This window comes from Oceanobacillus halophilus (assembly GCF_003628505.1).
Classification (GTDB): Bacteria; Bacillota; Bacilli; order Bacillales; family Amphibacillaceae; genus Oceanobacillus; species Oceanobacillus halophilus.
The window spans coordinates 1-24,988 of sequence record NZ_RBZP01000008.1 but is presented as its reverse complement, the minus strand read 5'-3'; the positions used below and the strand labels follow the sequence as shown (position 1 = coordinate 24,988).

Annotated in this window: 23 protein-coding genes; 16 read left to right on the top strand and 7 right to left on the bottom strand. The window is 36.0% G+C overall.

Annotation, left to right across the window (positions count from 1 at the left end; translation table 11 throughout):
* Positions 1-2: 2 nt before the first annotated feature.
* From D8M06_RS11120 to D8M06_RS11110, 3 genes are all read left to right on the top strand, one after another.
* The gene (locus tag D8M06_RS11120) at positions 3-941 is read left to right on the top strand and encodes a two-component system regulatory protein YycI (protein WP_121204480.1); all 939 of its coding nucleotides are present in this window, start codon (positions 3-5) and stop codon (positions 939-941) included.
* Entirely contained in the window at positions 938-1,723 is a 786-nt protein-coding gene (locus tag D8M06_RS11115) for an MBL fold metallo-hydrolase (RefSeq protein WP_121204479.1), read from the top strand. Before D8M06_RS11120 ends, D8M06_RS11115 begins: the two co-directional genes overlap by 4 nt.
* Positions 1,724-1,876: 153 nt before the next feature.
* Entirely contained in the window at positions 1,877-3,106 is a 1,230-nt protein-coding gene (locus tag D8M06_RS11110; RefSeq protein WP_121204478.1) for a S1C family serine protease, read from the top strand.
* A 245-nt stretch (positions 3,107-3,351) separates the two neighbouring features.
* Here the strand turns inward: D8M06_RS11110 and D8M06_RS11105 are convergent, their stop codons facing one another.
* The gene (locus D8M06_RS11105; protein ID WP_121204477.1) at positions 3,352-3,708 is read right to left on the bottom strand and encodes a DoxX family protein; all 357 of its coding nucleotides are present in this window, start codon (positions 3,706-3,708) and stop codon (positions 3,352-3,354) included.
* A gap of 673 nt (positions 3,709-4,381) precedes the next feature.
* Here D8M06_RS11105 and D8M06_RS11100 point away from each other — a divergent pair.
* Positions 4,382-6,097 carry an ABC transporter ATP-binding protein gene (locus D8M06_RS11100; protein WP_121204590.1) on the top strand — a complete coding sequence of 572 codons (1,716 nt, stop codon included), beginning with the start codon at positions 4,382-4,384 and terminating at the stop codon, positions 6,095-6,097.
* A 211-nt stretch (positions 6,098-6,308) separates the two neighbouring features.
* Here the strand turns inward: D8M06_RS11100 and D8M06_RS11095 are convergent, their stop codons facing one another.
* On the bottom strand, positions 6,309-6,878 hold the full coding sequence (locus tag D8M06_RS11095; protein WP_121204476.1) for a histidine phosphatase family protein: 570 nt from the start codon (positions 6,876-6,878) through the stop codon (positions 6,309-6,311).
* 100 nt (positions 6,879-6,978) lie between these two features.
* On the opposite strand from D8M06_RS11095, the gene D8M06_RS11090 reads away from it, so the two are divergent.
* On the top strand, positions 6,979-7,314 hold the full coding sequence (locus tag D8M06_RS11090; protein ID WP_241558937.1) for a DUF3889 domain-containing protein: 336 nt from the start codon (positions 6,979-6,981) through the stop codon (positions 7,312-7,314).
* Positions 7,315-7,318: 4 nt separating this feature from the next.
* Here D8M06_RS11090 and D8M06_RS11085 read toward each other — a convergent pair whose 3' ends face one another.
* The gene (locus D8M06_RS11085; protein ID WP_121204475.1) at positions 7,319-7,786 is read right to left on the bottom strand and encodes an NUDIX hydrolase; all 468 of its coding nucleotides are present in this window, start codon (positions 7,784-7,786) and stop codon (positions 7,319-7,321) included.
* A 240-nt stretch (positions 7,787-8,026) separates the two neighbouring features.
* On the opposite strand from D8M06_RS11085, the gene dacB reads away from it, so the two are divergent.
* From dacB to D8M06_RS11040, 9 genes are all read left to right on the top strand, one after another.
* On the top strand, positions 8,027-9,544 hold the full coding sequence (gene dacB, locus D8M06_RS11080) for a D-alanyl-D-alanine carboxypeptidase/D-alanyl-D-alanine endopeptidase (RefSeq protein ID WP_121204588.1): 1,518 nt from the start codon (positions 8,027-8,029) through the stop codon (positions 9,542-9,544).
* Positions 9,545-10,312: 768 nt separating this feature from the next.
* Positions 10,313-11,482 (top strand): TraB/GumN family protein, encoded by a 1,170-nt coding sequence (locus tag D8M06_RS11075; protein ID WP_121204474.1) that lies wholly within the window; start codon positions 10,313-10,315, stop codon positions 11,480-11,482.
* A gap of 136 nt (positions 11,483-11,618) precedes the next feature.
* Positions 11,619-12,839 (top strand): hemolysin family protein, encoded by a 1,221-nt coding sequence (locus D8M06_RS11070; protein WP_121204473.1) that lies wholly within the window; start codon positions 11,619-11,621, stop codon positions 12,837-12,839.
* A 66-nt stretch (positions 12,840-12,905) separates the two neighbouring features.
* Positions 12,906-13,385 carry a 23S rRNA (pseudouridine(1915)-N(3))-methyltransferase RlmH gene (gene rlmH / locus D8M06_RS11065; RefSeq protein ID WP_121204472.1) on the top strand — a complete coding sequence of 160 codons (480 nt, stop codon included), beginning with the start codon at positions 12,906-12,908 and terminating at the stop codon, positions 13,383-13,385.
* A 111-nt stretch (positions 13,386-13,496) separates the two neighbouring features.
* Entirely contained in the window at positions 13,497-14,855 is a 1,359-nt protein-coding gene (locus D8M06_RS11060; RefSeq protein WP_121204471.1) for an MFS transporter, read from the top strand.
* A 292-nt stretch (positions 14,856-15,147) separates the two neighbouring features.
* Positions 15,148-15,954 (top strand): transporter substrate-binding domain-containing protein, encoded by an 807-nt coding sequence (locus D8M06_RS11055; RefSeq protein ID WP_158591782.1) that lies wholly within the window; start codon positions 15,148-15,150, stop codon positions 15,952-15,954.
* A 68-nt stretch (positions 15,955-16,022) separates the two neighbouring features.
* The gene (locus D8M06_RS11050) at positions 16,023-16,679 is read left to right on the top strand and encodes an amino acid ABC transporter permease (RefSeq protein ID WP_121204469.1); all 657 of its coding nucleotides are present in this window, start codon (positions 16,023-16,025) and stop codon (positions 16,677-16,679) included.
* Between the two features lie 2 nt (positions 16,680-16,681).
* Complete coding sequence (locus tag D8M06_RS11045) at positions 16,682-17,404, top strand: amino acid ABC transporter ATP-binding protein (protein ID WP_121204587.1); 723 nt, start codon at positions 16,682-16,684, stop codon at positions 17,402-17,404.
* A 309-nt stretch (positions 17,405-17,713) separates the two neighbouring features.
* Positions 17,714-18,196: a nucleoside deaminase gene (locus tag D8M06_RS11040; RefSeq protein WP_121204468.1), complete on the top strand. Its 483-nt coding sequence runs from the start codon at positions 17,714-17,716 to the stop codon at positions 18,194-18,196.
* Positions 18,197-18,295: 99 nt separating this feature from the next.
* Here D8M06_RS11040 and D8M06_RS11035 read toward each other — a convergent pair whose 3' ends face one another.
* On the bottom strand, positions 18,296-19,486 hold the full coding sequence (locus D8M06_RS11035; protein WP_121204467.1) for a coenzyme F420-0:L-glutamate ligase: 1,191 nt from the start codon (positions 19,484-19,486) through the stop codon (positions 18,296-18,298).
* 137 nt (positions 19,487-19,623) lie between these two features.
* Here D8M06_RS11035 and D8M06_RS11030 point away from each other — a divergent pair, with 137 nt between their 5' ends.
* Entirely contained in the window at positions 19,624-20,511 is an 888-nt protein-coding gene (locus D8M06_RS11030) for a LysR family transcriptional regulator (protein ID WP_121204466.1), read from the top strand.
* 1,201 nt (positions 20,512-21,712) lie between these two features.
* On the opposite strand, the gene brnQ is transcribed toward D8M06_RS11030, so the two are convergent.
* The 3 genes from brnQ to D8M06_RS11015 all read right to left on the bottom strand — a co-directional run bounded on the left by brnQ (position 21,713) and on the right by D8M06_RS11015 (position 24,640).
* Positions 21,713-23,032, bottom strand: a complete 1,320-nt coding sequence (gene brnQ / locus D8M06_RS11025) for a branched-chain amino acid transport system II carrier protein (RefSeq protein ID WP_121204465.1) — start codon at positions 23,030-23,032, stop codon at positions 21,713-21,715.
* Positions 23,033-23,043: 11 nt separating this feature from the next.
* Positions 23,044-23,850 (bottom strand): YitT family protein, encoded by an 807-nt coding sequence (locus D8M06_RS11020; RefSeq protein ID WP_121204464.1) that lies wholly within the window; start codon positions 23,848-23,850, stop codon positions 23,044-23,046.
* 463 nt (positions 23,851-24,313) lie between these two features.
* Entirely contained in the window at positions 24,314-24,640 is a 327-nt protein-coding gene (locus D8M06_RS11015) for a heme oxygenase (RefSeq protein WP_121204463.1), read from the bottom strand.
* Between the two features lie 72 nt (positions 24,641-24,712).
* Here D8M06_RS11015 and D8M06_RS11010 point away from each other — a divergent pair.
* Positions 24,713-24,988 (top strand): hypothetical protein (locus D8M06_RS11010; protein ID WP_206613288.1); only part of this gene is annotated, 276 nt, incomplete at its 3' end.

Below are 24,988 nucleotides of genomic sequence, written 5' to 3'. Positions count from 1 at the left end.
GGATGCAATGGGGGCATATAAAAACACTATTTATCCTCAGTTTCCTAATCCTTAACATCTATTTGCTTGTGCAGTTTATCGATAAGCAAAACAATGATGATTACGGGATGCTAAGTGATCAAGATGCTTCAATTGAGGAACGATTGGCTGCAGAGAACATCACTATTGAACCAAATTTGGATATGGAAATAACAGAGGAAACCTATATTCTAGCTTCACAAAAGAAATTTAATGAGGTTGAAGTCGAAAGGTTGACCAAACGTGAGGATCAGAATATTAACGTATTAAAGAACAATTTTATTATTTCAAGACTCAAAGAACCTGTTCCTATTTCAGAGGATGCTTCATCCGAAGAAGTAAGTAATTTAGTAAAAAGTGAAGTGTCTTTTCCTGAGGAGTTTGTTTATTGGGGTTGGAATAAAGAATTAAATATCTTAGTTTTTTTCCAGCAAATTGATGGAAGACCTGTATATTTTAATGAACATGGACCTGGTTTGTTGATGGTATATTTAAATGACAACAATGAAATGGAATACTATACACAAACCATGTTAGGAGAATCAGAATCCCAAGGGTCTGGTTCAAGACAGTTAAAACAGCCGATTCAAGCAATAGAATTACTGTTTGATCGAAATATTTTGGTACCTAATGAAGAGGTAACGGATATAAATATTGGTTACTACTCCCGTTTCATAGAAGAAGGAGAGCAAGTATTTGCTCCTACCTGGAATATCACTATAAATGGCGAACGGAGTTATTTTGTCAATGCAATTGAAGGTTTTGTCTTTTCCAGTGACATGTCTTTTATCGATTCAATTGCAACAGAGACTATTTCAAGAATTAGGCTATTAGATGATGAGGATGGGGAAATTTTTAAACCACTATTGGATGATTTAACTACTCTCATTCAACAAACGGAAAATCGGAGTGAAGATGAATGACCTTACGTTTTAGTGTACTAGCTTCAGGAAGTACAGGGAATGCGTTTTATATTGAATCAGAACAGGAGAAGGTGTTAGTTGATGCTGGATTAAGTGGTAAAAAGCTTACCAATTTATTTAGTAAAATAAACATTGATCCAGCAGAGCTCTCAGGAATCCTTGTCACTCATGAACATAGCGATCATATAAAGGGACTAGGGATTTTTGCTCGTAAATATAATCTACCAATCTATGCAAACGAAAAAACATGGAAAGCAATGGATAAATCTATTGGAAAAATATCTACTGATCAAAAGTTCCTCTTTAATATGGAAGAAGTAAAGACATTTGGTGATATGGATGTGGAGTCATTTGGTGTTTCGCATGATGCTATAGAGCCAATGTTTTATACTTTCCGTCATGGAGGCAAAAAGGTAGCATTAGTCACTGACCTTGGATATGTATCAGAAAGAATAAAGAAAACAGTAGAAGATGCGGATGCATATATATTCGAAGCTAATCATGATGTAGAAATGCTGCGAATGGGTAGATATCCATGGAGTGTAAAACGACGTATTTTGGGGGACTCTGGGCACGTATCAAATGAAGATAGTGGACTTGCCTTAGCAGATATAATTAGTAATAAAACAAAACGTATTTATCTTGCACACCTGAGTTTGGATAATAATATGAAGGACTTAGCTAGAATGTCGGTTGATAATGTGCTTCGTGAAAGAGGAATTGAAATAGAGCTGCATGATACAGATCCAGAAGAGCCAACACCATTATATGAAGTAGGTTAATACCACCCAATTAGCCTCAACTTCAACATGTCTATGCAATAGCTACACGCTATTAAAAAACTGGCTTATAAAAATAGCCTTATCTTATGAGTAATTTTTCCTTCTTTTAGGTAATACTACAAAATGTAAAATACTTAAAATGAGGGGAAATTAATGGGCTATTATAATAAAGGATACCCACCTAATCCACATCGAAAACAAAAGCGACGGGGACTTCGTTGGCTTATTCCAATGCTAATTGGAGTAGGGATTGGTGTGTTTTTTGTAGCAGAAGTTATTCCGGCGTTTATGCAAAGTGATTATAGCAATAAAAATAACGTCAATAATATAAACAAAGTTAATATGGACAAAAGTCAAAACGGTAGTGGACAAATTATAAACACTTCCGTAAATGTAGATGTATCTACGCAAATTACGGAGGTAGTAGAGGAAGTAACCCCAGCAGTAGTTGGGGTAACGAATTTAATGAAGAGTGCGGATTATTGGGAACAGCAGCAAAATAACACCGAAGCGGGAACTGGTTCTGGTGTTATATATAAAGTAGAAGATGACACAGCCTTCGTTGTTACCAATCATCATGTTATAGAAGGTGCGGATGAAGTAGAAGTTATTCTATATAATGAGAAGGCCATTCCAGCAGATATTATAGGTAGTGATATCTTTACTGACCTAGCAGTTCTCCGTATGGATAGTTCGCATGTGGAAAAAGTAGTTGAGATAGGTTCATCAGGAGATATTAAAGTAGGAGAACCAGCTATTGCAATAGGGAATCCATTAGGCCATATGTTTTCCAGTACAGTTACACAAGGTGTCATTAGTGGAACGGAACGTACAATACCACAAGATTTTGACCAGGACGGACGTGCAGATTGGCAAGCGGAAGTTATTCAAACCGATGCAGCGATTAATCCAGGCAATAGTGGTGGTGCTTTAATTAACATTTACGGACAATTGATTGGTATTAACTCCATGAAAGTGAACCAGGAAGCGGTAGAAGGTATAGGCCTTTCCATTCCTATCGATTTTGCTTTGCCAGTTATTGCTGAATTAGAAGAAAAAGGTGAAATGATTCGTCCCTATCTAGGTGTTGAGATATACTCTTTAGATGAAGTACCGCAAACAGAGTGGGAAAATACCTTAAATCTTCCTAATGATGTTATGGGTGGCGCCTATGTTTGGAGTGTAGAGCCATTTTCTCCAGCTGATCAAGCAGGTATACAGCGGTTAGATGTTATTGTTGAATTGGATGATGAACCAGTTATGAATATGATTGACTTACGTAAAATATTATATCAAGAAAAGGAAATAGGAGATCAAGTAAAGGTTACGTATTATCGAAAAGGCGACTTACAAGAAACAACAATAAAATTAGGATCTCAATAGGTGAGGTAAAGCTATCTTCAAGGGTGAAGATAGCTTTTTTTCTATGCATAGACTTTATGCACAACCTGTGGATAAAGTTGTAGATAATTACAATATATGGTATAGAAAATACGTTCGCTCACAATATAACTACGAACACTTGTGCATATGTTGATAGAATTGTGGATAAAGTTAGGTTTTGTGGAGAAATCTGCCTGTTATTAACTAATTATCAACAGGTATAGGCTTATGATTGTTGAAAAATATTATTTATACTTCCAACTCATTAACAGAAGAATAAGCATAACAAAATCTAACCGTGCTTCAAAGGCAAAAGATAAAAAATCGCCACTTGATAAAATTGGCAGTTTTGTAAGTAAGATTGCCCCAAGCATAATAACAATGAGAGCAGGAATCGCTTGTTTTAAATAAATTCTTGCTGCTATTAAAGTGCCACACGTTATTTCTATAATCGCAACAATAAATAAAATGAGTTCAGGATAAGGAAATCCTAAGTTTGAAAAAATCACCCTGAAATCGCTAATAACCAATTTTGCAATACCTGAGATGATAAAGACATAACCAATCGCAAAACATATCCATTTGTTCGTTTGTAAAATCATAACGGCCCCTCCTATTTTTATAGCTTATATAATACATATGCAGGGCTTTGGACAAGATTGACAAGCAGTTAAAAAAACTTTAACCTTTTTGTAATATATAATTACTACTAATAGTTATGTTATCGTAAGTTTTGTTTCTTTTTACATTAAGTTGGATTTGATAGAATTTGTTTATATATTTAATTAAGAATAATTAGCTCTCGCTTACACTTATGAATGTATTCTGCTGTCATTCGCTACAGCAGAATACTACGCTTTCCACGGGCACGGCCTCAGCCTCCTCGCGGAAAGACCATAACTGCGCCTGCGTCTACTAGTATCGCTCCGAAGTAGGCTTCCTCGGCGCAAGGGCCAAGAAGCTTAATCAAGTAGTTCCCTCGCTGCGGGGTCTTCGGACACGTGCTATTCCCGTAGGAGTCTCCGTATTCTGCCTCCGCTATGTTAGTGCTCTAGATATTTTTAAGTTGTACTTCATAATGATACATTTAGTGCGGTTGTTCCTTAAACAGAACAGCAGGAACTAAGCGTAGTGTATTTCCGCAGCGAGGTTAAGCACATTACTATGAATTCAGAGAACCGTATTTTAAAATTCTACATTTGCCAATTAACAGATTTAGACATATAATTTCCTTTAGGCTAAAACAGGCCTTGTATCGAAAGGAAGGTGATTATGGTGATTCGAAGGTTTTTCTCCTACTACAAGCCGCATAAGCGTCTGTTTATAGTAGATTTCGTTGCAGCGGTTATTGTGGCTATTTTAGAGCTTGCCTTTCCGTTGGCAGTACAGTGGTTTATTGATGACCTGCTTCAAGGGGATGATTGGAATATCATTCTTACAGTAGGTGTATTGCTATTACTTGTATATATTTTAAGTACGTATCTGCAATATGTTGTTACCTATATTGGGCATAAACTGGGAGTCAATATTGAAACAGATATGCGAAAAGAATTATTTTTTCACGTACAAAAGCAATCATTTAAGTTCTTTGATAATACAAAGACAGGACATATCATGAGCCGTATTACCAATGATTTATTTGATTTAGGAGAACTTGCTCATCACGGTCCCGAAGATTTCTTTATTTCTGTTATGACGTTTACAGGGGCATTTATTATTATGTTTATGATAAATCCGGTCTTATCAATGGTCATTCTCATTGCTATTCCAATTCTAATTTTTCTTATAACATTTGGAAATATCCGTATGAATAAATCCTGGAAAAACATGTATGAAGATATAGCTGGTGTGAATGCTCGTGTGGAGGATGCCGTATCGGGAGTGCGTGTCGTTCAATCTTTTACTAATGAGAAATTTGAAATGGAACGATTCACAAAAGACAATAATAGCTTTCGAAAAGCAAAGATAGGCGCTTATAAAACAATGGCAATTGTTCATTCGAATGTGTATCTATTGATGCGTTTAATTACTTTAATCGTATTGGTTTCTGGCGCATGGCTAACATTTAATAATCTAATGACATATGGCGAATTAGTTAGTTTTATACTATTTGTTAATGTATTAACCAATCCTATAAATAAGATTACTGCTTTATTGGAAATGTATCCAAAAGGCATGGCTGGTTTTAAACGATTTACAGAATTACTGGATGTTTCTCCTGACGTGGAGGATCGACAAAATGCGATAGAAATTAAACATCTGCAAGGAGATATTTCTTTTCAAGATGTAACATTTGGCTATGAGAGAGAACAAGGACATGTGTTAACGGGAATTAATTTTGATATTCATGCCGGTGAAACGGTAGCATTTGTAGGGCCATCTGGTGCGGGAAAGACAACTATATCCTCACTAATACCAAGATTTTATGATGTAGATAAAGGGTGTATTTCTATAGACGGTATCGATATACGTGATATGAAAAAAGAAGCACTTCGCAGCCAAATTGGAGTTGTTCAGCAGGATGTGTTTTTATTTACCGGGACATTAAGAGAGAATATCGCCTATGGAAAACTGGAAGCCACAGATGAAGAAATTCAGTTAGCTGCTAAACAAGCACATATGGAAGAATTTATTAATGAACTACCTAATGGGTATGAAACACAAGTGGGAGAACGAGGTCTTAAATTATCAGGTGGTCAGAAACAGCGAATAGCAATTGCAAGGATGTTTTTAAAGAATCCACCTATTTTAATTTTAGATGAAGCCACCTCTGCATTAGATACGGAAACGGAGACAATTATTCAACAAGCTTTAAATGAATTGGCAAAAGATCGTACCACTTTGGTAATCGCTCACCGCTTAGCGACCATAAAGAATGCAGATCGTATCATGGTTGTAACGAAGGATGGAATAGAAGAAGAAGGAAGTCATGAGGAATTGTTAGAGAAAAATGGTTTATTCGCTCATTTACATAGTGTACAAATGAGTTAATATAGGGATTTCTTGTTCAAACTGCTGATTAGTGGGTAACAAGAAATCCTATTTTTTATGGAGGGGGACATTAGTTTTCCACATCTGTTAATAACCTGTTGATATTTCTGAAAATCTAATAAATTCTAAAAAAACAACAAGATAGTGGGGAATATTGTCGATATTCCCCGGGAAATGTAAAAATAATTGAGAAAAACTATAATTCGTTTATTTATTCCAAATGATGATTTTGGTTATAGTCTTTTATCTTCCATTGTTCATTAACATAGTGGATATTACTTAAACACCCATTCATTAGTGGTGTCTTTTTCGTTCCAATTTTTCCTTCCGATAAGGTGGAAAGGATGGCATTAATAACTGCACCATGGCTAATAAGTAAAATACGTTTGTTGGGATAAGCTTGATTAACCTCTTCTAAAGCCTTCATAATTCTTTCTAAAAAAATAGACTGTTCTTCCTGATTAGGAATATGTGTTTCTGGGTATTTATTGCGTCTCTCTTCATAGGTCATACCTTCAGCGTCACCAAATGATCGTTCAATAAAGTTATCCATTACTATAAACGGAAGGTTTAAATGACTATTGATAATATCAGCCGTTTCTTTTGCTCTTTTTAAAGGACTAGTAATAAGAAGATCATATTCGGTATTTTTTAAGAAACTGCCACATAGGTTTGCTTGTTTCCTGCCATTATGATTCAGGGGAATATCTGCTCTCCCTTGTAAACGACCCACAGAATTCCAATCAGTTTCTCCGTGTCGAATAAAACAAATGGTTGTCATTGAACTCATCCTTTCTATATTTCCCTGGATAGTTAGCAAAACCAGTAAAATGAATAGTAACACACTAAATGACAAATTATATATATAGGAGGGTTGTACCGTGAAAAAATTATTATGGTCCATAGTTATTACGCTTTTATTTATATCAAGTTATATGGTTACATCACCAAACCAGATCGTCGCCCAAGAAGAAGGAGTTCCTTCCTATGCAAAATGGGGAAAATTAGCGATGCAAGAAACGAAAAAACGTTATTCGAATGCTGAAATTATTGATTATCTCTATATTGGCAAGGAATCACAAGGTGAAAATTCAGTTGAAAAATTTAAATTATGGTTAAAAAAAGAAGACAGGGAATTCGGTGTTTATATTGATATTACATTTCATTCAGAAACGGAAGAAGTAATCTCAATTGAATTCGAAGAAACGGATCGATGATGAACTAATCATATTTTTCTGTGACAAAATGTACTGTATGCTCTGGTATATGCTTCAGAGCGGAACTTAAAAATGTTGGCATTAATTCGATGTTTTGAATTTCATCTATTGAAACCCATTGGTATAGTAAACGATTCCCTTCTTTGCCAAAAAAGGGTTCTTTGTGGAATTTTTCCCCCACCGCTTTCACGCGGTAATAAAATCCGATTTCATGAAAGTTAGCACTATGGTATGTAAAGAAATTCTCTACAATCCAGTGTAGCTGGCTAACTTGTATGTCCCAGTTTAATTCTTCCTGGAATTCTCTTTTCAAACTTTCTATTGAAACCTCAGAAATTTTAACCCTTCCACCAGGTAATGACCATGAAGTGTCATTCACATCTTTATGGATAAGGATATGATTATTCTCTATATAGACTCCAGCCACCCGAAAATTAAAAGTCCCTTGTTCTGTACGAAATACAACATCCATCTACTTTATATCCTCCTTCCCCCAATAAACTATTATCATCATATCATAATGTAACACAAAATAATTAAAAAATTCTGTCCAGTAATACATAGATATAAGGACAGGGTAAAATGATAAAGCTATTATTTGTATAGAACCATAGATTTAGGTATTCAGGATGATTTTTCATCTGCTTCTTCCTTGTTTCGAAATAATTATATATAATTAAAATATTCAAACAATAGAGGGGTGTGTGATATGATGAATCGAAAAAACTATAGGCGACTATTTCTTCCTTTAGTCGTTATTTTCTTGCTTGTGTCGTTCTATTACACTGGCGGAGAAGAAGAATTATTTGTTATTGCATCCGAAGAAAAAACACCAGAGGTTGATTCTTCTTTACCGTTAAAAGAGCAAATTGATACGATTTTAGAGGATGAGCGGCTTGACGGTGCTATAACCGGAGTCAGTGTTCGAAAGGCAGATACTGGGGAGGAGATTTATTCCAATCATGGTGACATTCGCTTGCACCCTGCTTCCAACATGAAAATACTTACAGCAAGCGCGGCACTGGAAACACTGGGACCTGATTATCAATTTACAACAGAAGTACTTACAGATGGAAAAATGACTGGTAATGTACTGCAAGGAAATCTTTATCTAAAAGGAAAGGGAGATCCAACGCTACTTGAAGCAGATTTAGAAAAATTTGCGAAAACCCTAAAAGATCAGGGGATTACAAAGATAAAAGGGAATTTAATTGGTGATGATTCCTGGTATGATGATATTCGATTATCACAAGATCTAAACTGGTCAGATGAGCCGTTCTATACAGGAGCGCAAGTATCTGCATTAACCCTTTCACCTGATAATGATTATGATGCTGGAACAGTAATTGTTGAATCCCAGCCAGGGGAAGGTGAACAGGCAGAAGTAACCGTAACTCCGAGAACAGATTATGTAACGATTGTTAATAAGACAAAAATGGTGAAGGCTGGGGAAACAAAGCAAATTTCTATCGAAAGAGAACATGGATCGAATCGTATCATTGTAGAAGGGCAAATGCCTGCAGACGGTTCAACTACGAAGAAATGGGTTTCTGTCTGGAAGCCAACAGGTTATGCTCTTGATGTTTTTAAAAAGGCTTTAGAGAATAATGGTGTTACGTTTATCGGCAATGCTAAAATTAATTCTGGACAAGCACCCGAAAATGCAAAAGAACTAACTTCTAAACAATCTATTCCTGTAGCAGAGCTTCTTCTTCCATTTATGAAGCTAAGTAATAATGGACATGGAGAGGTATTAACGAAGGAAATGGGGAAAGTTGTTTTTGATGAAGGCAGTTGGGATAAAGGGCTTGAGGTTATGGAAGATGTAATTACCTCTTTCGGTGTTAGTGAAGACGCTATTCTGCTTCGTGATGGATCAGGCATGTCCCATAAGAATTATATACCAGCAAGTGAGTTAACCAAATTACTGTATAAGATTCAAGAAAAGGATTGGTACAGTGAATTTGAATATGCTCTCCCAGTAGCCGGAATATCAGATCGAATGGTTGGAGGAACCCTAAGAAATAGAATGACAGAGGAACCAACAAAAGGGAATGTGAAAGCAAAAACAGGGTCGTTAACAGGAGTATACACCCTCTCAGGGTATGTTACTTCCGCCGATGGGGAGAAACTAATCTTTTCGATATTGAATAACAATTATATTGATGGGTCCATGGCACCTATTCAAGATGCAATAGCTTCTGTACTTGCTTCGTACGAATTTGAGTAAGGCCCTTTTCTAAAAGATTGTTGCTTACTTTACATTTTGTATAGAATCCTGATTAACTTAATTAAAAATAAATGTGTAATGTAGTGCGTTGTTGATTTCCGCTCCGGGCAGTCGCTTTCCGCGGGCGGCTGATGAGCCTCCTCGTGCTATCGCACTGCGGGGTCTCATCTAGGCCTCTCTTCCCGCAGGAGTCGACTGCCCTCCGCTCCAATCAACACTGTTTTTAGGATCGTGACCATTTTTGGCTAATATCAGAAGAATTATCATTTATTCATTTATTAAAAGATACCCAATTATATAAGAAAGTTGAACAGCACAAATCAGCGGAGGAAATGCACGGAGACTCCTTGAAAAAAGAAGACCACTTTTTTCTACGTGCGATGTAACCCTGCCGAAGCGTTCCTTGTCCTGCGGGAAGAAAAGCCTAGGTGTGGCTACGGAGAGCGATAGCTCGGAGTAGGCTCAGCAGCGCCCGCGGAAAGCGTAGTGTATTTCCGTAGCGGATATAAAGCACTATTCTTAATTAAATAAATCAGGAGTTTCTATCAACTGTACAATTTCAAAAAACGACAGATAATAAGAAAAGTGACTTGAATAAAATACGCATTTTTATAGTCTTTAAAAATATAAAACAATATTATAATTATGTAATAAGGGAATCTCTGATTAATTAGAGATTCCTATCATTTTGTAGAGTAATAATATTATTATTTTTTACCAATGTAGTTTAGAATAGAAATATGTTTATTTTCATAAAGGAAGGTACATATGTCGGAAGAGAATATTACTCGGTTACATCTCAATAATAAGGAAATTATTCTAATTGGAACTGCTCACGTATCTAAGCATAGTGCTGAGCAAGTAAAAGAAATGATTGAAAAAGAGAACCCTGATTCTGTTTGTATAGAGCTTGATGAGCAACGTTATCAGTCTATCCAAGAAGGAAATACTTGGAAGGATATGGACATATTTGAAGTTATAAAAGGGAAACGCGCTACCTTATTGTTAATGAATTTGGCTATTTCCTCTTTTCAAAAACGGATGGCAAAGCAGTTTGGGATTAATGCAGGCCAAGAAATGATACAAGGAATCGAGTCTGCAAAGGAAATTGGAGCAAAGTTAGTTCTTGCCGATCGAAATATTCAAATTACCTTTTCCCGGATATGGGGTAATTTAGGTGTAAAGGGAAAGGCCTTACTAATAACGCAAATTATTGCAAGTATTTTTAGCAAAGAAGAAATTTCGGAAGAGGAATTAGAAAAAATGAAGCAGCAGGATACCATTAATGCGATGCTGCAGGAATTCACTGAGCATTTTCCGAGATTAAAGAAGCCATTAATAGACGAGCGTGACCAATATTTATCTCAAAAAATAAAAACAGCACCAGGTGATAAAGTGGTTGCTGTTTTAGGTGCTGCTCATGTACCTGGTATTACGAAAGAGATAGAGAAGAAACATGATTTAAAACAATTAACAAAACGGCCACCAAAGTCCAAAGTGCCAAAGGTTATTGGATGGTCCATACCAATCCTTATTATCGCCATGATTGCCTATACTTTCTTTACCAATCCTGCTGCAGGGTGGCAGCAAACGTTTAGCTGGGTATTGTGGAATGGTTCGTTCTCAGCATTAGGAACATTAATTGCATTAGGACATCCCATTGCTGTATTAACAGCATTTATTGCAGCACCAATCACCTCTCTAAATCCTTTAATTGCCGCAGGCTGGTTTGCTGGATTTGTACAAGCATACATTAATAAACCGACAGTAAGAGAATTTGAAAATTTATCTGAGGATGTTTTTAGTGTAAAAGGTTTTTGGAAAAACAAGGTAACTCGTGTCTTGTTGGTAGTGGTACTAGCCAATATAGGGAGCTCCTTAGGTACATTTATCGGTGGTCTGGATGTTGTACGGTTATTTATTAATAACCTATGGTGATGAATAATAGTCATCCTTGTTTAATTAAAACATTCTAAAGGAATACTATTCTTAAATTATAGAACTTAAACTTTTGTATCATAGAAACAGCATATAATATAAATTTTTCTAGGTAACACAAGGAGGAAACCATCTCGTGATCATTGCGATCATCTTTTTATTATTTGTTTCACTATTTTTCTCAGGGAGTGAAACAGCACTAACAGCTACCAATAAAATGCGGTTACAGACTAAAGCAAACAGTGGGGACAAAAAGTCTGAGAAGATTCTACACTTAGTATCAAAACCAAGTGAATTTATAACGACGATTCTTATTGGAAATAATATAGCTAATATTTTGCTACCTACATTAGTAACCACTATAGCTATTGAATATGGATTTAATGTGGGACTCGCTTCTGCCATATTGACAATTACCATTATCATATTTGCTGAGGTCATACCTAAAACCGTATCTGCTGCATTTCCTGATCGAATTACATCTGTTGTCTATCCAGCAATACGATTTTTCGTTATTATATTTAAGCCGATTACTCTTGTTTTAAATGGATTAACTGGTTACATTACCAAGTCTCTTTCTAAAGGGCAGCCTAATGATGTTTCCATCTCTAAAGAAGAGTTTCGAACAATGGTTGATATTGCGAATTCAGAAGGAACATTTCGGAGAGACGAATCCTCACGCTTAAAGGGAGTTTTAGACTTTCAGGATTTGAATGTAAAAGATGTCTTAAAAACTCCACGCGTGGATTTAGTAGCCTTACCCAACACGGCAACATATGAAGAGGTAAGAGATGTTGTCATTCAAAATCCCTTTACCAGATATCCTATTTATAAAGATGATATTGATAACATTGTTGGGGTATTTCATTCCAAGTATTTAATTCAGTGGTCAATGGAACCGGATAAATCCTTAAAGGCATTCAGTGATATCGATCCGTTATTAGTTTATGAGTTTCATTCTGTAGAGTGGGTCTTTCTTAAAATGACAAAAGAGAAAAAGCACATGGCCATTGTCTTGGATGAATACGGTGGAACGGAAGGTATTCTTTCTCATGAAGATATTATTGAGTCTATGATTGGCTTAGAAATAGAAGATGAGATGGATTTTGACAATGATACATTAGTCGAAACCTTAACCGAAACAGAAATAGTTTGTGATGGAAAAATAACATTACACCGATTAAATTCCATCTTCCACACAGAAATTCCGGAAGAAGAGGATGTTTTAGCTGCATATTTAATAAAAGAATTCAATTATTTCCCGAAAGATGGAGAAGTTATAGAACGTGATAATTTAACTTTTAAAATCTTGGAGATTGAAGGTAGAACGATAAAAAAAGTGCAGATTATTAAATAGAATTCATGCACGAGCCTCATTTTAAATAAAATGGGGCTTTTAAATTATAAGGAAGGATTGGACGGTATGAATATATCTATCGTGTCAGTAGGTAAACTGAAAGAAAAGTATTTAAAACAAGGGATTCAAGAGTACTTAAAGCGGTTATCTGCTTATGCAAAAGTAGAAATAAAAGAAGTTGCTGATGAAAAAGCGCCAGAAAATATGAGTGAAGCAGAAATGCAGGAAGTGAAACGAAAAGAGGGCGTTCGTATCTTATCTCATATTAGTCAGGATACGTATGTCATTACCCTTGAAATCAATGGAAAGATGCTTAGTTCAGAGCAACTAGCAGCAAAACTTGATGAGCTTGCAACCTACGGGAAAAGTAAAATTGCTTTTGTTATTGGCGGATCTCTTGGCATAAGTGATGAGGTACAGAAGCGCAGCGACATGGCGATATCCTTCTCTAAGATGACGTTTCCACATCAATTAATGAGGCTTATTTTGTTGGAACAGGTTTATCGGGGGTTTAAGATTAATCGGGGGGAACCGTATCATAAGTAATCTAATTTTTGATTGGCGCAGGCACATTTGTTCTTGCGTCTTACTTTTTGCCCTTTTTCAACTTTAAAATATGCTAAAATTAAGGAATAGAAAATTAGAGGAGACATCATAATGACTGTGAGGAAAAATGAAAAACTTATCATACTAGCTGTGGCGTTGGGCACAATCCTTAATCCTTTAAATACAACGATGATTACTGTGGCTTTACCATCCATTCAAAAGGACTTTCAACTGAGTTCAACGGATATTTCATGGCTAATTGCTTCTTATTTTATTATTAGTGCAATCTTTACACCGTTGATTGGTAAATTAAGTGATATATATGGGCGGAAGTTGCTTCTTTTAATTGGTCTTGTCCTTGTTGTGGTATCATCCATTTTAGCACCGCTATCCCCGAATATGCCTGTGTTACTTGCGATGCGTGGAATTCAAGCAGTTGGTACCTCCGCACTCTTTCCTGCAGGCGTTGGGGTTATCCGTAATACCATTCAACACAATCAAAATCGTGTAATTGGGACATTAGCTGTTTTTGCAACAACGTCTGCCGCATTCGGGCCAACTATAGGTGGAATGCTCATTCAGTTCGGAGGATGGCCAGTTATCTTTTATGTAAACTTGCCAATACTAGCAATTGCGATAGGATTAACCATACTATTTATCCCGAAAGATAGGAAAAACACTTGTACATCATATAAGTTAGATATATTAGGAATTATTTTATTTAGTTTATTTATTACAACTTGGATGGTCTTTCTACTTGGACTTGAGAAAGGTGTTCAAATCGGTGTATTGATGATAGCGTTCATACTAACGGTTATATTCTACATATTTGAGAAAAGACAAAGTGAACCATTTATTAATGTCAATTTCTTTCGGAAAAACTTGAATGTTGCCCTTATTTTTGGTCAGTATATTTTATCAACTGTCATATTTTTTGCTGTGCTATTGAGCTTTCCGACATTTATACAAAGTGTGTTAGGTGCAAGCTCTCAAATGGCAGGAATCGTGATGCTGTCGCTCTCCATTTTTGCCATGATTATGACACCACTTGCAACGAGATGGATCGAAAGAAAAGGATATCGAATTCCACTATTAATTAGTGTGTTACTTGGCTTCATGGGGGTTGTTTTGCTATTTACGGTGAAGGATAATGCTGCATTAGTATGGATTGGTCTTGTACTTGCAGTTACAGGGGTTAGTAACGGAATACAGAACATCGGACTACAAAATTTGCTGTATACCTTTATACGTGTGTCGGAAAGCGGGATTGCGTCTGGATTGCTCATGACATCAAGATTTATAGGGAATATCCTTGCTTCAAGTATTTATGGTGTGGCGTTTGCTTCAGGAATGAACGTAGGTAACATGAGTATAATGGCGATTGTATTAGTGGTTGTTGCTGTTGTGATGGTTCCGGGTATGCTCTATGTCACGAAGCATGAGAAGAAGAGTCGTAAAAACATGGTCTAAAAAAACATATCTCAAACGTCATAAATATATATAAAAGCCAAATTTCAAGAGGAATTTGGCTTTTATTTATTTTGTGTACAATTTTGAGATAACCAAACTCGGAGGATATGACAGTATATCCTACTATCTATGAGGATATCTATAGAATCACTTAGTTAATAGGATTAATCTAAAAAAATATACATATATCATCATATACCGACTTTTATCTGATTTTTAAATGTCGAAAAATATCGATATAATTGAAAATGTTGTTTCAGAAATAAATAAATTTTCAGGGGGATTATTTTTAATGAATAAACAGCAAAAGAAAAACACATTCGTTTACAAAATTGTAATGATTGCTCTAGTTGGTATCATTGCAATCACATTAGCAGGATGTGGGACAGATGAAGTAACTAGTGAGTCTTCTGACGGATCAAAAGAGGAAATTAGTGTAGCGGTAGTGCAAGACTATCCACCATTTGAATATAAAGTAGATGAGAAATTAACTGGTTTCGATGTAGAATTAGTTGAAGCGGTTGCAGAGAAAGCAGACATGACCGTTAACTGGGAGATTATGAAGTTTGATGGTATTATCCCAGCACTTCAAGCCAATCAAGTAGATGCAGCTGTGTCTGCTATTGGAATAAGAGACGATCGTTTAGAGGTAGTAGATTTTTCTGATCCATACTTTGAATCTGGTTTATCTTTAGTTACTTTAAAAGATAGCGCTTTTGAAAGCGAAGCTGATTTAGAAGGAAGCACAATCGTTGCCAAACAAGGAACATCTAGTTTAGAACTAGCGAACAAACTTGCTGAAGAATATAACGGTGAAGTTACGAAACTACAAGATGACGCTACGATGTACATGGAATTAGAAAATGGTAATGCAGATGTCGTCATCAACGATTATCCTAGTGTTGCTTATAAAATCAACCAAGATGGAGAGGACTCCGAGCTTCGTATAGTTGGCGATAAGTACCCAAGTGAGGACTACGGTATTGCTATTTCTAAAGGTAGTGAAGGGCTAGTAGAAAAAATGAACACTGGACTTCAGGAGCTAAAAGATAGTGGGGAGTTTGACGAACTTTATAGTCAATATTTTTCCGAAGAATAATTAGCATTTAAATAAAAGGTGTGACATGATTTGTCACACCTTTTCTAAAAAGAAAGAGGGAAGTCAGCATGATAGATACAATGAATATTATTATAGAAGGATTACCCACTCTGTTAAAAGGGATGGGAATGACACTAGAAATAACAGTCATATCTCTTGTACTCGCAATGTTTATAGGACTGATTCTGGGAGTATTTAGTATAACAAAGAGTAAAATTTTACGAGGAATTTCAACTGCCTTTGTTGATATTATTCGTGGAACACCATTGCTCGTTCAAATATTATTTATCTATTTCGGATTACCTAGTGTAATAGATATTAACCTTACAGCGTTTTCTGCGGGTGTCATTGCAATTACAGTGAATGCCGCAGCCTATTTAGTAGAAATCTTCCGTGCAGGAATAAACTCCATTGATAAAGGACAAATGGAAGCCGGAAGAACAATAGGTTTTTCATATAGCCAAACGATGCGTTTAATTATTTTACCTCAAGCCATACGTCGCATGATTCCCGCATTTGTTAACCAATTTATTGTAAGTATTAAAGATACTTCACTCCTTTCCGCAATTGGAGTAGCAGAGCTAACCTTATCAGGACAATCTATTTATGCAGCTAATTTCCGGGCGTTTGAAATATTATTTGCTGTTGGAGCTCTGTATTTTATTATTATTTATTCATTAAGCTTATTCTCACGTTGGCTTGAAAGGAGATTAGATGTAGCATGAAAATGATAGAGATCAATAATCTAAAAAAATCATTTGGTAAATTAGAGGTTCTTAAAGATATAAATATTGATGTTCACTCACAAGAAGTAGTTTGTGTTATTGGTCCTTCTGGTTCAGGGAAAAGTACCCTCTTACGTTGTATGAATCTGTTAGAGGAACCAACTGCTGGAGATATTTATATTGAAGAAGATCATCTTACCGCACCGAAAACAAATATTAATGAATTACGTCAAAGAATGGGAATGGTTTTTCAACAGTTTAATTTATTTCCTCATATGACGGTATTGGAAAATATTACACTTGGGCCCAAGCGTTTAAAAGGTAAATCCACATCTGAAGCCAATCAATTAGGAACACAACTACTGGATAAAGTCGGATTAGCAGACAAGGCAGATGTATATCCGGATAACCTATCTGGTGGGCAAAAGCAACGGGTTGCTATGGCTCGTGCGTTAGCCATGGAACCACGAATAATGTTGTTTGATGAGCCAACTTCCGCTCTCGATCCAGAAATGGTAGGAGAAGTGCTGCAGGTTATGAAAGATTTGGCTGAGGAAGGGATGACTATGGCTATCGTGACTCACGAAATGGGATTCGCCAAAGAAGTCGCTGATCGTGTTATCTTTATGGATGAAGGTTATATCGTAGAAGAAGGTACACCAGATGAACTATTTGAAAATCCGCAAAACGAAAGAACGAAAAGCTTCTTATCAAAAGTGCTTTAATGGGATGAAAGGTATGAGGTGATCGCCAATCGAGGAAAACCTTATTGTATATAGACCAAATAATAAATAAACAAGGAAACTTTTCCTTTTTGTCCTATTTCACGTACTTTAAATAGAAACCGCACCTGAAAAGGTGTGGTTTTTTATCACTTTTAAATTATCTAGTATACGACAAAAAATTTCATCATTCTATATAGATAAAAATGTTATAGTTGTTTTATAAACTGGATGACTTTTTTAAAAGATTAGTCTTACGTACACGGTTTATCGAATAGTGAAAAAATATAAGAATAATAGGAGGATTCAATCATGGTAAGTGATTCGGATTTGAAGCACTTGAGACGATGTGTTGAATTAGCAAAAAATGCTCTGGAAAAAGGGGACGAGCCATTTGGTTCAGTCCTTGTTTCAACCGATGGAGAGGTGCTTTTTGAAGACCATAACCATGTGGCAGGTGGTGATCATACCCAACACCCAGAATTTTCTATAGCACGATGGGCAGCTAACAACATGACACCTGAAGAAAGAAGCCAGGCAACAGTATATACTTCTGGTGAACATTGTCCGATGTGCGCTGCGGCCCATGGTTGGGTTGGTCTAGGTCGGATTGTTTATGCAAGTTCGTCTGAACAGCTGGCACAATGGTTGAGTGAAATGGGGGTTACTCCATCACGCGTTCGGAATCTGCCTATTCAAGATGTGATCCGCGATACTACAATAGATGGACCTGTTCCTGAACTAGCAGAAGAAGTTCGCAAGCTCCATTATCAGTTTCACGTAAATAGCCGTTAAACATACCGCGCTTTTGCTTTTAAGGATATCCAAAAAAAATGAGCATGGAGGAATAGTCATTCCCAATGCTCATTTTTGACTTTGAAATTACCAAAGTAACTATTTGGTATAATTATCAAAATAGCCTTGAATGTAAACGAATGGTGTTCCTTTATCACCACTGCCTGAGGTTAGATCAGATAAAGATCCAATTAAGTCTGTTAGTTTACGGGGAGTTGTACCTTGTGCTTCCATTGCACCAACTAAGTCGTCATTTTTATTTGCGATGTATTCTGAGATTGCCTGGTTTAACTCATCCCCTTGAAGATGAGAGAAGTTGTTATCTGCTAAGTATTTTAATTTTACTTCGTTCGGAGTTCCTTCAAGTCCCTCCGTGTAAGCTGGTGAGACAACTGGATCTGCAAGCTCCCATATTTTTCCTACAGGGTCCTTAAATGCACCATCACCGTAAACCATTACTTCAACGATTTTACCTGTTGCTTCTTTTAGTCTCTCTTGGATACCATCAACGATTGGCTGGCAATTATTTGGGAATAATTTGACGTTTTCTTCTGTCGCTTTATTGGATCCAAGTAGTCCGTAGTCTTTATTAAAACCGCCATTATTGATTGGCTCTGAGAGAATATCATCAAGGCCATATACTTTTTCAGCGCCATTGTTTGTTAAAATACGTTTTGTTCGGAATCGCGAGTGGATATCACAAGTAAGTACACTCTTGGTATAATCTAAGATTGTTTTAGGATTATTTGAGAAGATGACTTCGCACGTTGCCCCTTCTGCCTCGATAATGCTTTTGTAGTATTCGATATAATCGACACCAGTAAACGTATGTTTATTATATCCGAAATGCTCCCTAAATTCGTCTTCTGATAAAACATCTGTCCAAGGATTGACACCCTTTACGTCTAATTCATCAATATTGACAAGATGGTTTCCTACTTCATCAGAAGGATAACTTAACATCAATACAACCTTTTTAAGCCCTCTTGCAATCCCTCGTAGACAAACGGAGAAACGATTACGGCTAAGAATTGGGAATATGACACCAACTGTATCTTCTTCAAATTTGGCTTTTACATCTGTAGCAATGTCATCAACTGTCGCATAGTTGCCTTGTGCACGTGCTACAATGGATTCGGTTATTGTGACGATATCACGATCTCTTATGGTAATATTTTCTATTTCAGCTGCATTTAATACGGTATTTACAACGATTTCTTCTAAGTTATCACCTTGATTAATAATTGGTCCACGAAGACCTCGTACTGTAGTTCCAACTACTCTTTCCAAATGTATCTCTCCTCTAGTAATAAATCAATGGTATATAAGCTATTTAATAACTTTTGTATTCTACATGTTTACTATACCTTTTTATCGTGGTATAAGTAAAGTTAATGTTATTTATACCTCATATAAGGAGGGGTTATATGGTTGGAAAATTAGATTTATATCGGGTTTTTAATGTAGTCAGTCAAAATAAAAGTTTTTCCACAGCAGCAGAAGAGCTATATATGACACAGTCGGCAGTTAGTCAAGCGATTCTGAAGCTTGAGAAGGAATTAGAAGTAAAGCTTTTTCATCGTACTCCAAAGGGCATCGTCATGACGAATGAAGGAAAAGTATTAAATGATCATGTTAACTCAGCACTAGGACTTATTCATGCAGCAGAAGATAAAATTTCAGATTTTAAAATGCTAAAGTATGGGGAACTACGTATCGGAGTTGGAGATACTATATCACGCTATTTTTTATTACCTTATCTGGGTGATTTTCATGCAAAGTACCCTAGAATCAAATTAAAGATACTAAACGGTACCACATCAGAAATTCTCACTTTTATTAAATCCGGAGCGGCAGATGTCGGCATTTGCAACCTGCCTATAGTTGATGAACAACTCCAAGTAACACCATGTAAGGAAATTCATGATGTTTTTGTTTGTGGCGAAAAGTATAAACATATTGCTAGAGATACCATTCGTTTTGAACAGTTGATGGAACTACCTCTTATTTTCTTAGAAAAAAAATCAAATTCACGCTTGTATGTCGAACGTTTCTTGAATGAGAAGGGTTATGAAGTCTCACCGGCTTTTGAGCTTGGATCCTATGATTTAGTATCTGATTTTGCAAGAATGAATTTAGGGATTTCATGTGTTATCCGAGAGTTTTCGGAAGAACATTTGAAAAGTGGCGCTTTGTATGAAGTATTATTAGAAGACGAAATTCCCGGACGAAATATAGGGATTGTCCATTTGAAATCTGTTCCCTTATCACGAGCTGCGGAAGAATTTGTGGGAAGTATTGAGCAAAGAAAATAAGTGTTGATCCTCCTTTATACCTGTCCCGAGTTAAAGGACAAATAAAGAGGATATCCAGTTATATCTGGACATCCTCTACTTAACATCACAGGGGACCCAACCATTCCACCACATCCTTGTAGGGAATATTTAGCAATCAAGCAATATTTTCTACCAATTGATGGGTTTGTGTTTACACTTCTCAAATTAACCTTTCAAGTTTACAGTTCTTATTGACTGTCAGTAGAAGTGTTTTCTGTTTCAGGATGTGTGTCAGCTCCGTGAACAGAACGTTGATTCTTACCATAAGTTTTTCTTATTTTAAGACTCATCTTTAGAATTTATCGGTCCTGAGTTTTGAAAAATACATCTCACTTTCAAAATATCCTGATGTCTTTGAAGTGCATTGAATCTTTACTTAACATTTAAGGTTTCCTTTGTTTTGAATAATTGTTTTCTCCTACGTTTAATTAGATTCGTTACGGCTAGATTCTTATGACCATATAGGTTTAAGGTAGTCTTTCACTATCTAATTCGTTTCGCAAGATTGTTAGCATTTATTCATTTTAATAAGGATCTTAAAGTTTTCATAACTCTTCAACTTACTTCTCCGACAATGGTACTTTTTGATGGATGCACTTCTTATTCAGTTTACTTTGAGTCAATCAGAAAGTTTGTTGGTGGACTCACCTGCTTTCTTCTTGTTCAAATTCCGATTTCTACCTAGTTTATAACGGAACTAACTAGGATGGTTGAGTCTCCTGCAATGTTAATCTGTAAGGATTTTTGTTTATCTCTTCCTTACATCTATAGTATAGCACGCTTCTATAAAAAAGGCTGTGTCAAAATTGTTAACGTTTTCATATCTTGGTGGATCTTACTTTTCTATTAGGCCATTGCTTTTATAAATATTATTTTCGTAGGGAATACTGCTTTTTAACAATTTGGAGTTGATATAAGTTGCGTATAATATGAATTCATAGTATTGTGCATACACCCCGCTACGGAAATACACTCCGCTTTGTCGAGCTGCTCCACTTGTATAAATAAAAAATATGCAGTTTTTAACAAAGATTAACGATCTTTTTAACGTGAGTTTATGATTTATAAACTCAATTTAAGTGAATTTATAGCAATTCTTAATTTGTTATGGAAAAAAACTTACCAAGTTCCTATCAAAAGGAAATGTGGCTGAGCAGGGATTTGCTAAACCACATTTCTTTTAGTCAATCGTATTATTCACGTTTTGATTTCTAAGAGCAAATAAATCCAAAATATACCCGGCAAGGGCACCTATTAATGCAGGGACAATCCAACCTAATCCCTTATCAAAAAATGGCATAACTCCCAACCAAGTTGATAAGAGCTCTGATTGTATGTCGATACTTAGCAATAATTCATAAATTGCGAAAAATGTAGTAAATAATATAGACATACGATACATTGTTTTACTCTCTCCTATCCAAGGTTGGAATAAAGAAAGAACGATTAACACAATTGAAATTGGATATATGAAAACTAATAAGGGTGTTGCGACTTCCAGAATGAGGTCTAATCCTAAATTAGATACAAGCAAACCAATTAGAACAAATACGCCTACATAAGTTTGATAACTATAGTTTGGATATATTTGATGAAAGAACCTCGAGCAAGCATTCGTTAGTCCGATACTAGTTGTCAAACAAGCCAGCATCACAATGGTCCCGAATAACATGCTTCCTCCACCACCAAAAAGCATACTGGAAGCACTCACTAGAATTTGTGCTCCATTAGTAAATGGTATTTCTTTAGGGATGACAACTCCCATCCATCCTAAAGATACATACACAATTATTAAGCTAATACTTGCAAGTACACCTGCTCCGATGGTTCCTTTTATTAAGCTTGTCTTACTTTTTGTTCCTTTATCTTTCAACCCATTTACAATAACAATTCCGAAAGCTAGTGCTGCTATTGCATCCATGGTGTAATAACCTTCTAGGAAACCATTAATAAAAGGAGATGAATTATATTTCTCAATCGGCTGTGAAATAGGATTACTGAACTGGAAAAAGGCTTGAATAAATAGAATTGCCAAAACAGCCAACAAAATAGGAGTTAAAATTTGCCCAACTCGGTCAATAATTTTCTTTGGATTTAAGCTAATCGCATAGGTTACTAAGAAGAAGATAAGCGTAAATAGCAGTAACATAAAATCATTATCAACTTGGAAAATTTGAATAAATCCTAGTTCATACGCCACATTGGAAGCTCTGGGGATACCATAGAAAGCACCTATGGATAGATAAATGACTATTGCGAACAATATTCCGAAAATAGAATGTACTCTATTCCCGATAGAGACTAATCCATTGTCAGAAAGAGAGATCGATATCACAGCCATGAATGGGAGTAGAACCCCTGTAATCAGAAAGCCAATGATAGCAGGAACAAAGTTACTCCCGGATTCCAATCCTAATATAGGAGGGAAAATAAGATTACCTGCTCCAAAAAATAATGAAAAAAGCATAAAGCCAGAGAATACGATATATTTTTTATTCATTGCATATCTCCTTAATTTTTAGCAAACTCTCCGTCTACTTCTACTGTTTCAAAGATATTAATAAAAGCTTTTTCATCATGTTTGCGTACAATTTCTTTTACTTTTATTGTTTCATACCTAGTAACTACCATCGTTAGTATTTGTTTGGACTCTAAAGTGTAGCCGCCAAAGCCATCTGTAATGGTGATTCCTCGATAAATGGAATCCAATAACTCTTTACGTATTGGGTCACCTTGGGTTGTAATAATTTGCATCGTCAATTTAATATGATTGGTGTGAATTGTGTCAATCAGTTTGCCAGTTATAAAGATAGATAAAAGGGTATAAAGGGCTAAATCCCAACTGAAAATAGATCCGGAGAAAAGGACGATGATTCCGTTCATCGCAGTAAGTAGAAGTCCTACACTCATATTACTGGAGCGAGAAACAATGATAGCAATAATGTCTAATCCCCCAGAAGTGCCGGAGAATTTTAAAATCAATCCTATACCTACACCACCAATTACTCCCCCAAATATTGCAGATAATAGAATGCTGTCTGTAACAGTGGTTACAGGCAAAATATATAAAAAGACTGATAACGATAAAACACAAATAAGCGTATTCCATGTGATCTCTCTTCCAAGCTTTATATAGCCTAAAATAAGAACAGGTAAGTTAAGGACAAAGTTTAGCATTCCTATATCAAATGGAGTGATTAAACCTAGTAATATGGCGATTCCACTAAGTCCACTACTGAGGATCTCATAAGGAACCAGAAAGAAATTAAAAGCAAAAGCAATTATTAATGAACCTATTATAACTATCAGATTTTTCATGTTTCCAATCCCCTCTAAGCAATAAAAAACTCCCTAAAATTAGGGATAGTTAACATTTGAGAAATTACTTTCATCAGTAGGAACTGCTTTTATTCCTAAACTTCTTCAAAATAGTGCTTAATGTTTTATCCAGTGTTGGTTATTGTAATTATCATTAATTTTGATAAATGCTATAAAAGCTAACTACATATAGAGCCTAAAGTTTAATCTAGCAAAGGAGAAAAACAGAGTCAATATACTCCCCTAAATTAACATAATTCCAAAAATATACTTAATTTATCTTTGTTTTTTTATGTCAAGAGCTTTTAGAAAGAGTAAGGCATATATATAAACACACGTTTAACTAACAGCATTTATTTCTATTTATTGTTTCCAGGGATATTGGTTTTAAACAGGAAGCATAGGAGGTCTTAAGCGAAAATAAAAACCTCTAATACAACGAATAGAGGTTTTCTTAGAGTTATTAATTTAATGATTCAAGTACAGATGCTACTTTAGATATGGTAACCTCACTATCTATGATTGGGGATTCTTCTGTTTTCTGGTCAGAGTTACTACCTTTGTGTGCCTCTTTAAATATGTCACTATTCTTCCACGCTTCAAAATCCTCAAGACTTTCCCAATACATGTTTACTCTCATTTCATCATGTTCAGGTAGGTTTTGTGTTAGAGTAACCTCCACTTTTTTAAATCCTTTCATCTCTTGCAAAGGCCCTTCTTTAGTGAACCTCGGAGCCATCTTTTCGGCAAATCCCTTTTTTGTTTTAATACAGTTTGTCACTATAAACATGTGGATCCCTCCTCTATTAGCTTCATCATCACCCCTATTTTAACATGAACACTGATAGAAGAGGAGAAGCGGTTGATAGAAGAGTTGGGTCGGTTGATAGAGAGAGTAAGGCGGTTGATAGAGAGAGCGAGGCGGCTGATAGAGGGAGCAAGGCGGTTGATAGAAGGAGCAAGGCGGTTGATAGAAGGAGCAAGGCGGTTGATAGAAGGAGCAAGGCGGTTGATAGAAGGAGCAAGGCGGTTGATAGAAGGAGCAAGGCGGTTGATAGAAGGAGCAAGGCGGTTGATAGAGGGAGTAAGGCGGTTGATAGAGGGAGTAAGGCGGTTGATAGAGGGAGTAAGGCGGTTG

Bases quoted from the DNA above. Each gene is read 5' to 3' on its own strand.
- D8M06_RS11120 (WP_121204480.1), top strand. From the start codon at position 3: ATGCAATGGGGGCATATAAAAACACTATTTATCCTCAGTTTCCTAATC.
- D8M06_RS11115 (WP_121204479.1), top strand. From the start codon at position 938: ATGACCTTACGTTTTAGTGTACTAGCTTCAGGAAGTACAGGGAATGCG.
- D8M06_RS11110 (WP_121204478.1), top strand. From the start codon at position 1,877: ATGGGCTATTATAATAAAGGATACCCACCTAATCCACATCGAAAACAA.
- D8M06_RS11105 (WP_121204477.1), bottom strand. From the start codon at position 3,708: ATGATTTTACAAACGAACAAATGGATATGTTTTGCGATTGGTTATGTC.
- D8M06_RS11095 (WP_121204476.1), bottom strand. From the start codon at position 6,878: ATGACAACCATTTGTTTTATTCGACACGGAGAAACTGATTGGAATTCT.
- D8M06_RS11085 (WP_121204475.1), bottom strand. From the start codon at position 7,786: ATGGATGTTGTATTTCGTACAGAACAAGGGACTTTTAATTTTCGGGTG.
- dacB (WP_121204588.1), top strand. From the start codon at position 8,027: ATGAATCGAAAAAACTATAGGCGACTATTTCTTCCTTTAGTCGTTATT.
- D8M06_RS11075 (WP_121204474.1), top strand. From the start codon at position 10,313: ATGTCGGAAGAGAATATTACTCGGTTACATCTCAATAATAAGGAAATT.
- rlmH (WP_121204472.1), top strand. From the start codon at position 12,906: ATGAATATATCTATCGTGTCAGTAGGTAAACTGAAAGAAAAGTATTTA.
- D8M06_RS11060 (WP_121204471.1), top strand. From the start codon at position 13,497: ATGACTGTGAGGAAAAATGAAAAACTTATCATACTAGCTGTGGCGTTG.
- D8M06_RS11055 (WP_158591782.1), top strand. From the start codon at position 15,148: ATGAATAAACAGCAAAAGAAAAACACATTCGTTTACAAAATTGTAATG.
- D8M06_RS11050 (WP_121204469.1), top strand. From the start codon at position 16,023: ATGATAGATACAATGAATATTATTATAGAAGGATTACCCACTCTGTTA.
- D8M06_RS11045 (WP_121204587.1), top strand. From the start codon at position 16,682: ATGATAGAGATCAATAATCTAAAAAAATCATTTGGTAAATTAGAGGTT.
- D8M06_RS11040 (WP_121204468.1), top strand. From the start codon at position 17,714: ATGGTAAGTGATTCGGATTTGAAGCACTTGAGACGATGTGTTGAATTA.
- D8M06_RS11030 (WP_121204466.1), top strand. From the start codon at position 19,624: ATGGTTGGAAAATTAGATTTATATCGGGTTTTTAATGTAGTCAGTCAA.
- brnQ (WP_121204465.1), bottom strand. From the start codon at position 23,032: ATGAATAAAAAATATATCGTATTCTCTGGCTTTATGCTTTTTTCATTA.
- D8M06_RS11020 (WP_121204464.1), bottom strand. From the start codon at position 23,850: ATGAAAAATCTGATAGTTATAATAGGTTCATTAATAATTGCTTTTGCT.
- D8M06_RS11015 (WP_121204463.1), bottom strand. From the start codon at position 24,640: ATGTTTATAGTGACAAACTGTATTAAAACAAAAAAGGGATTTGCCGAA.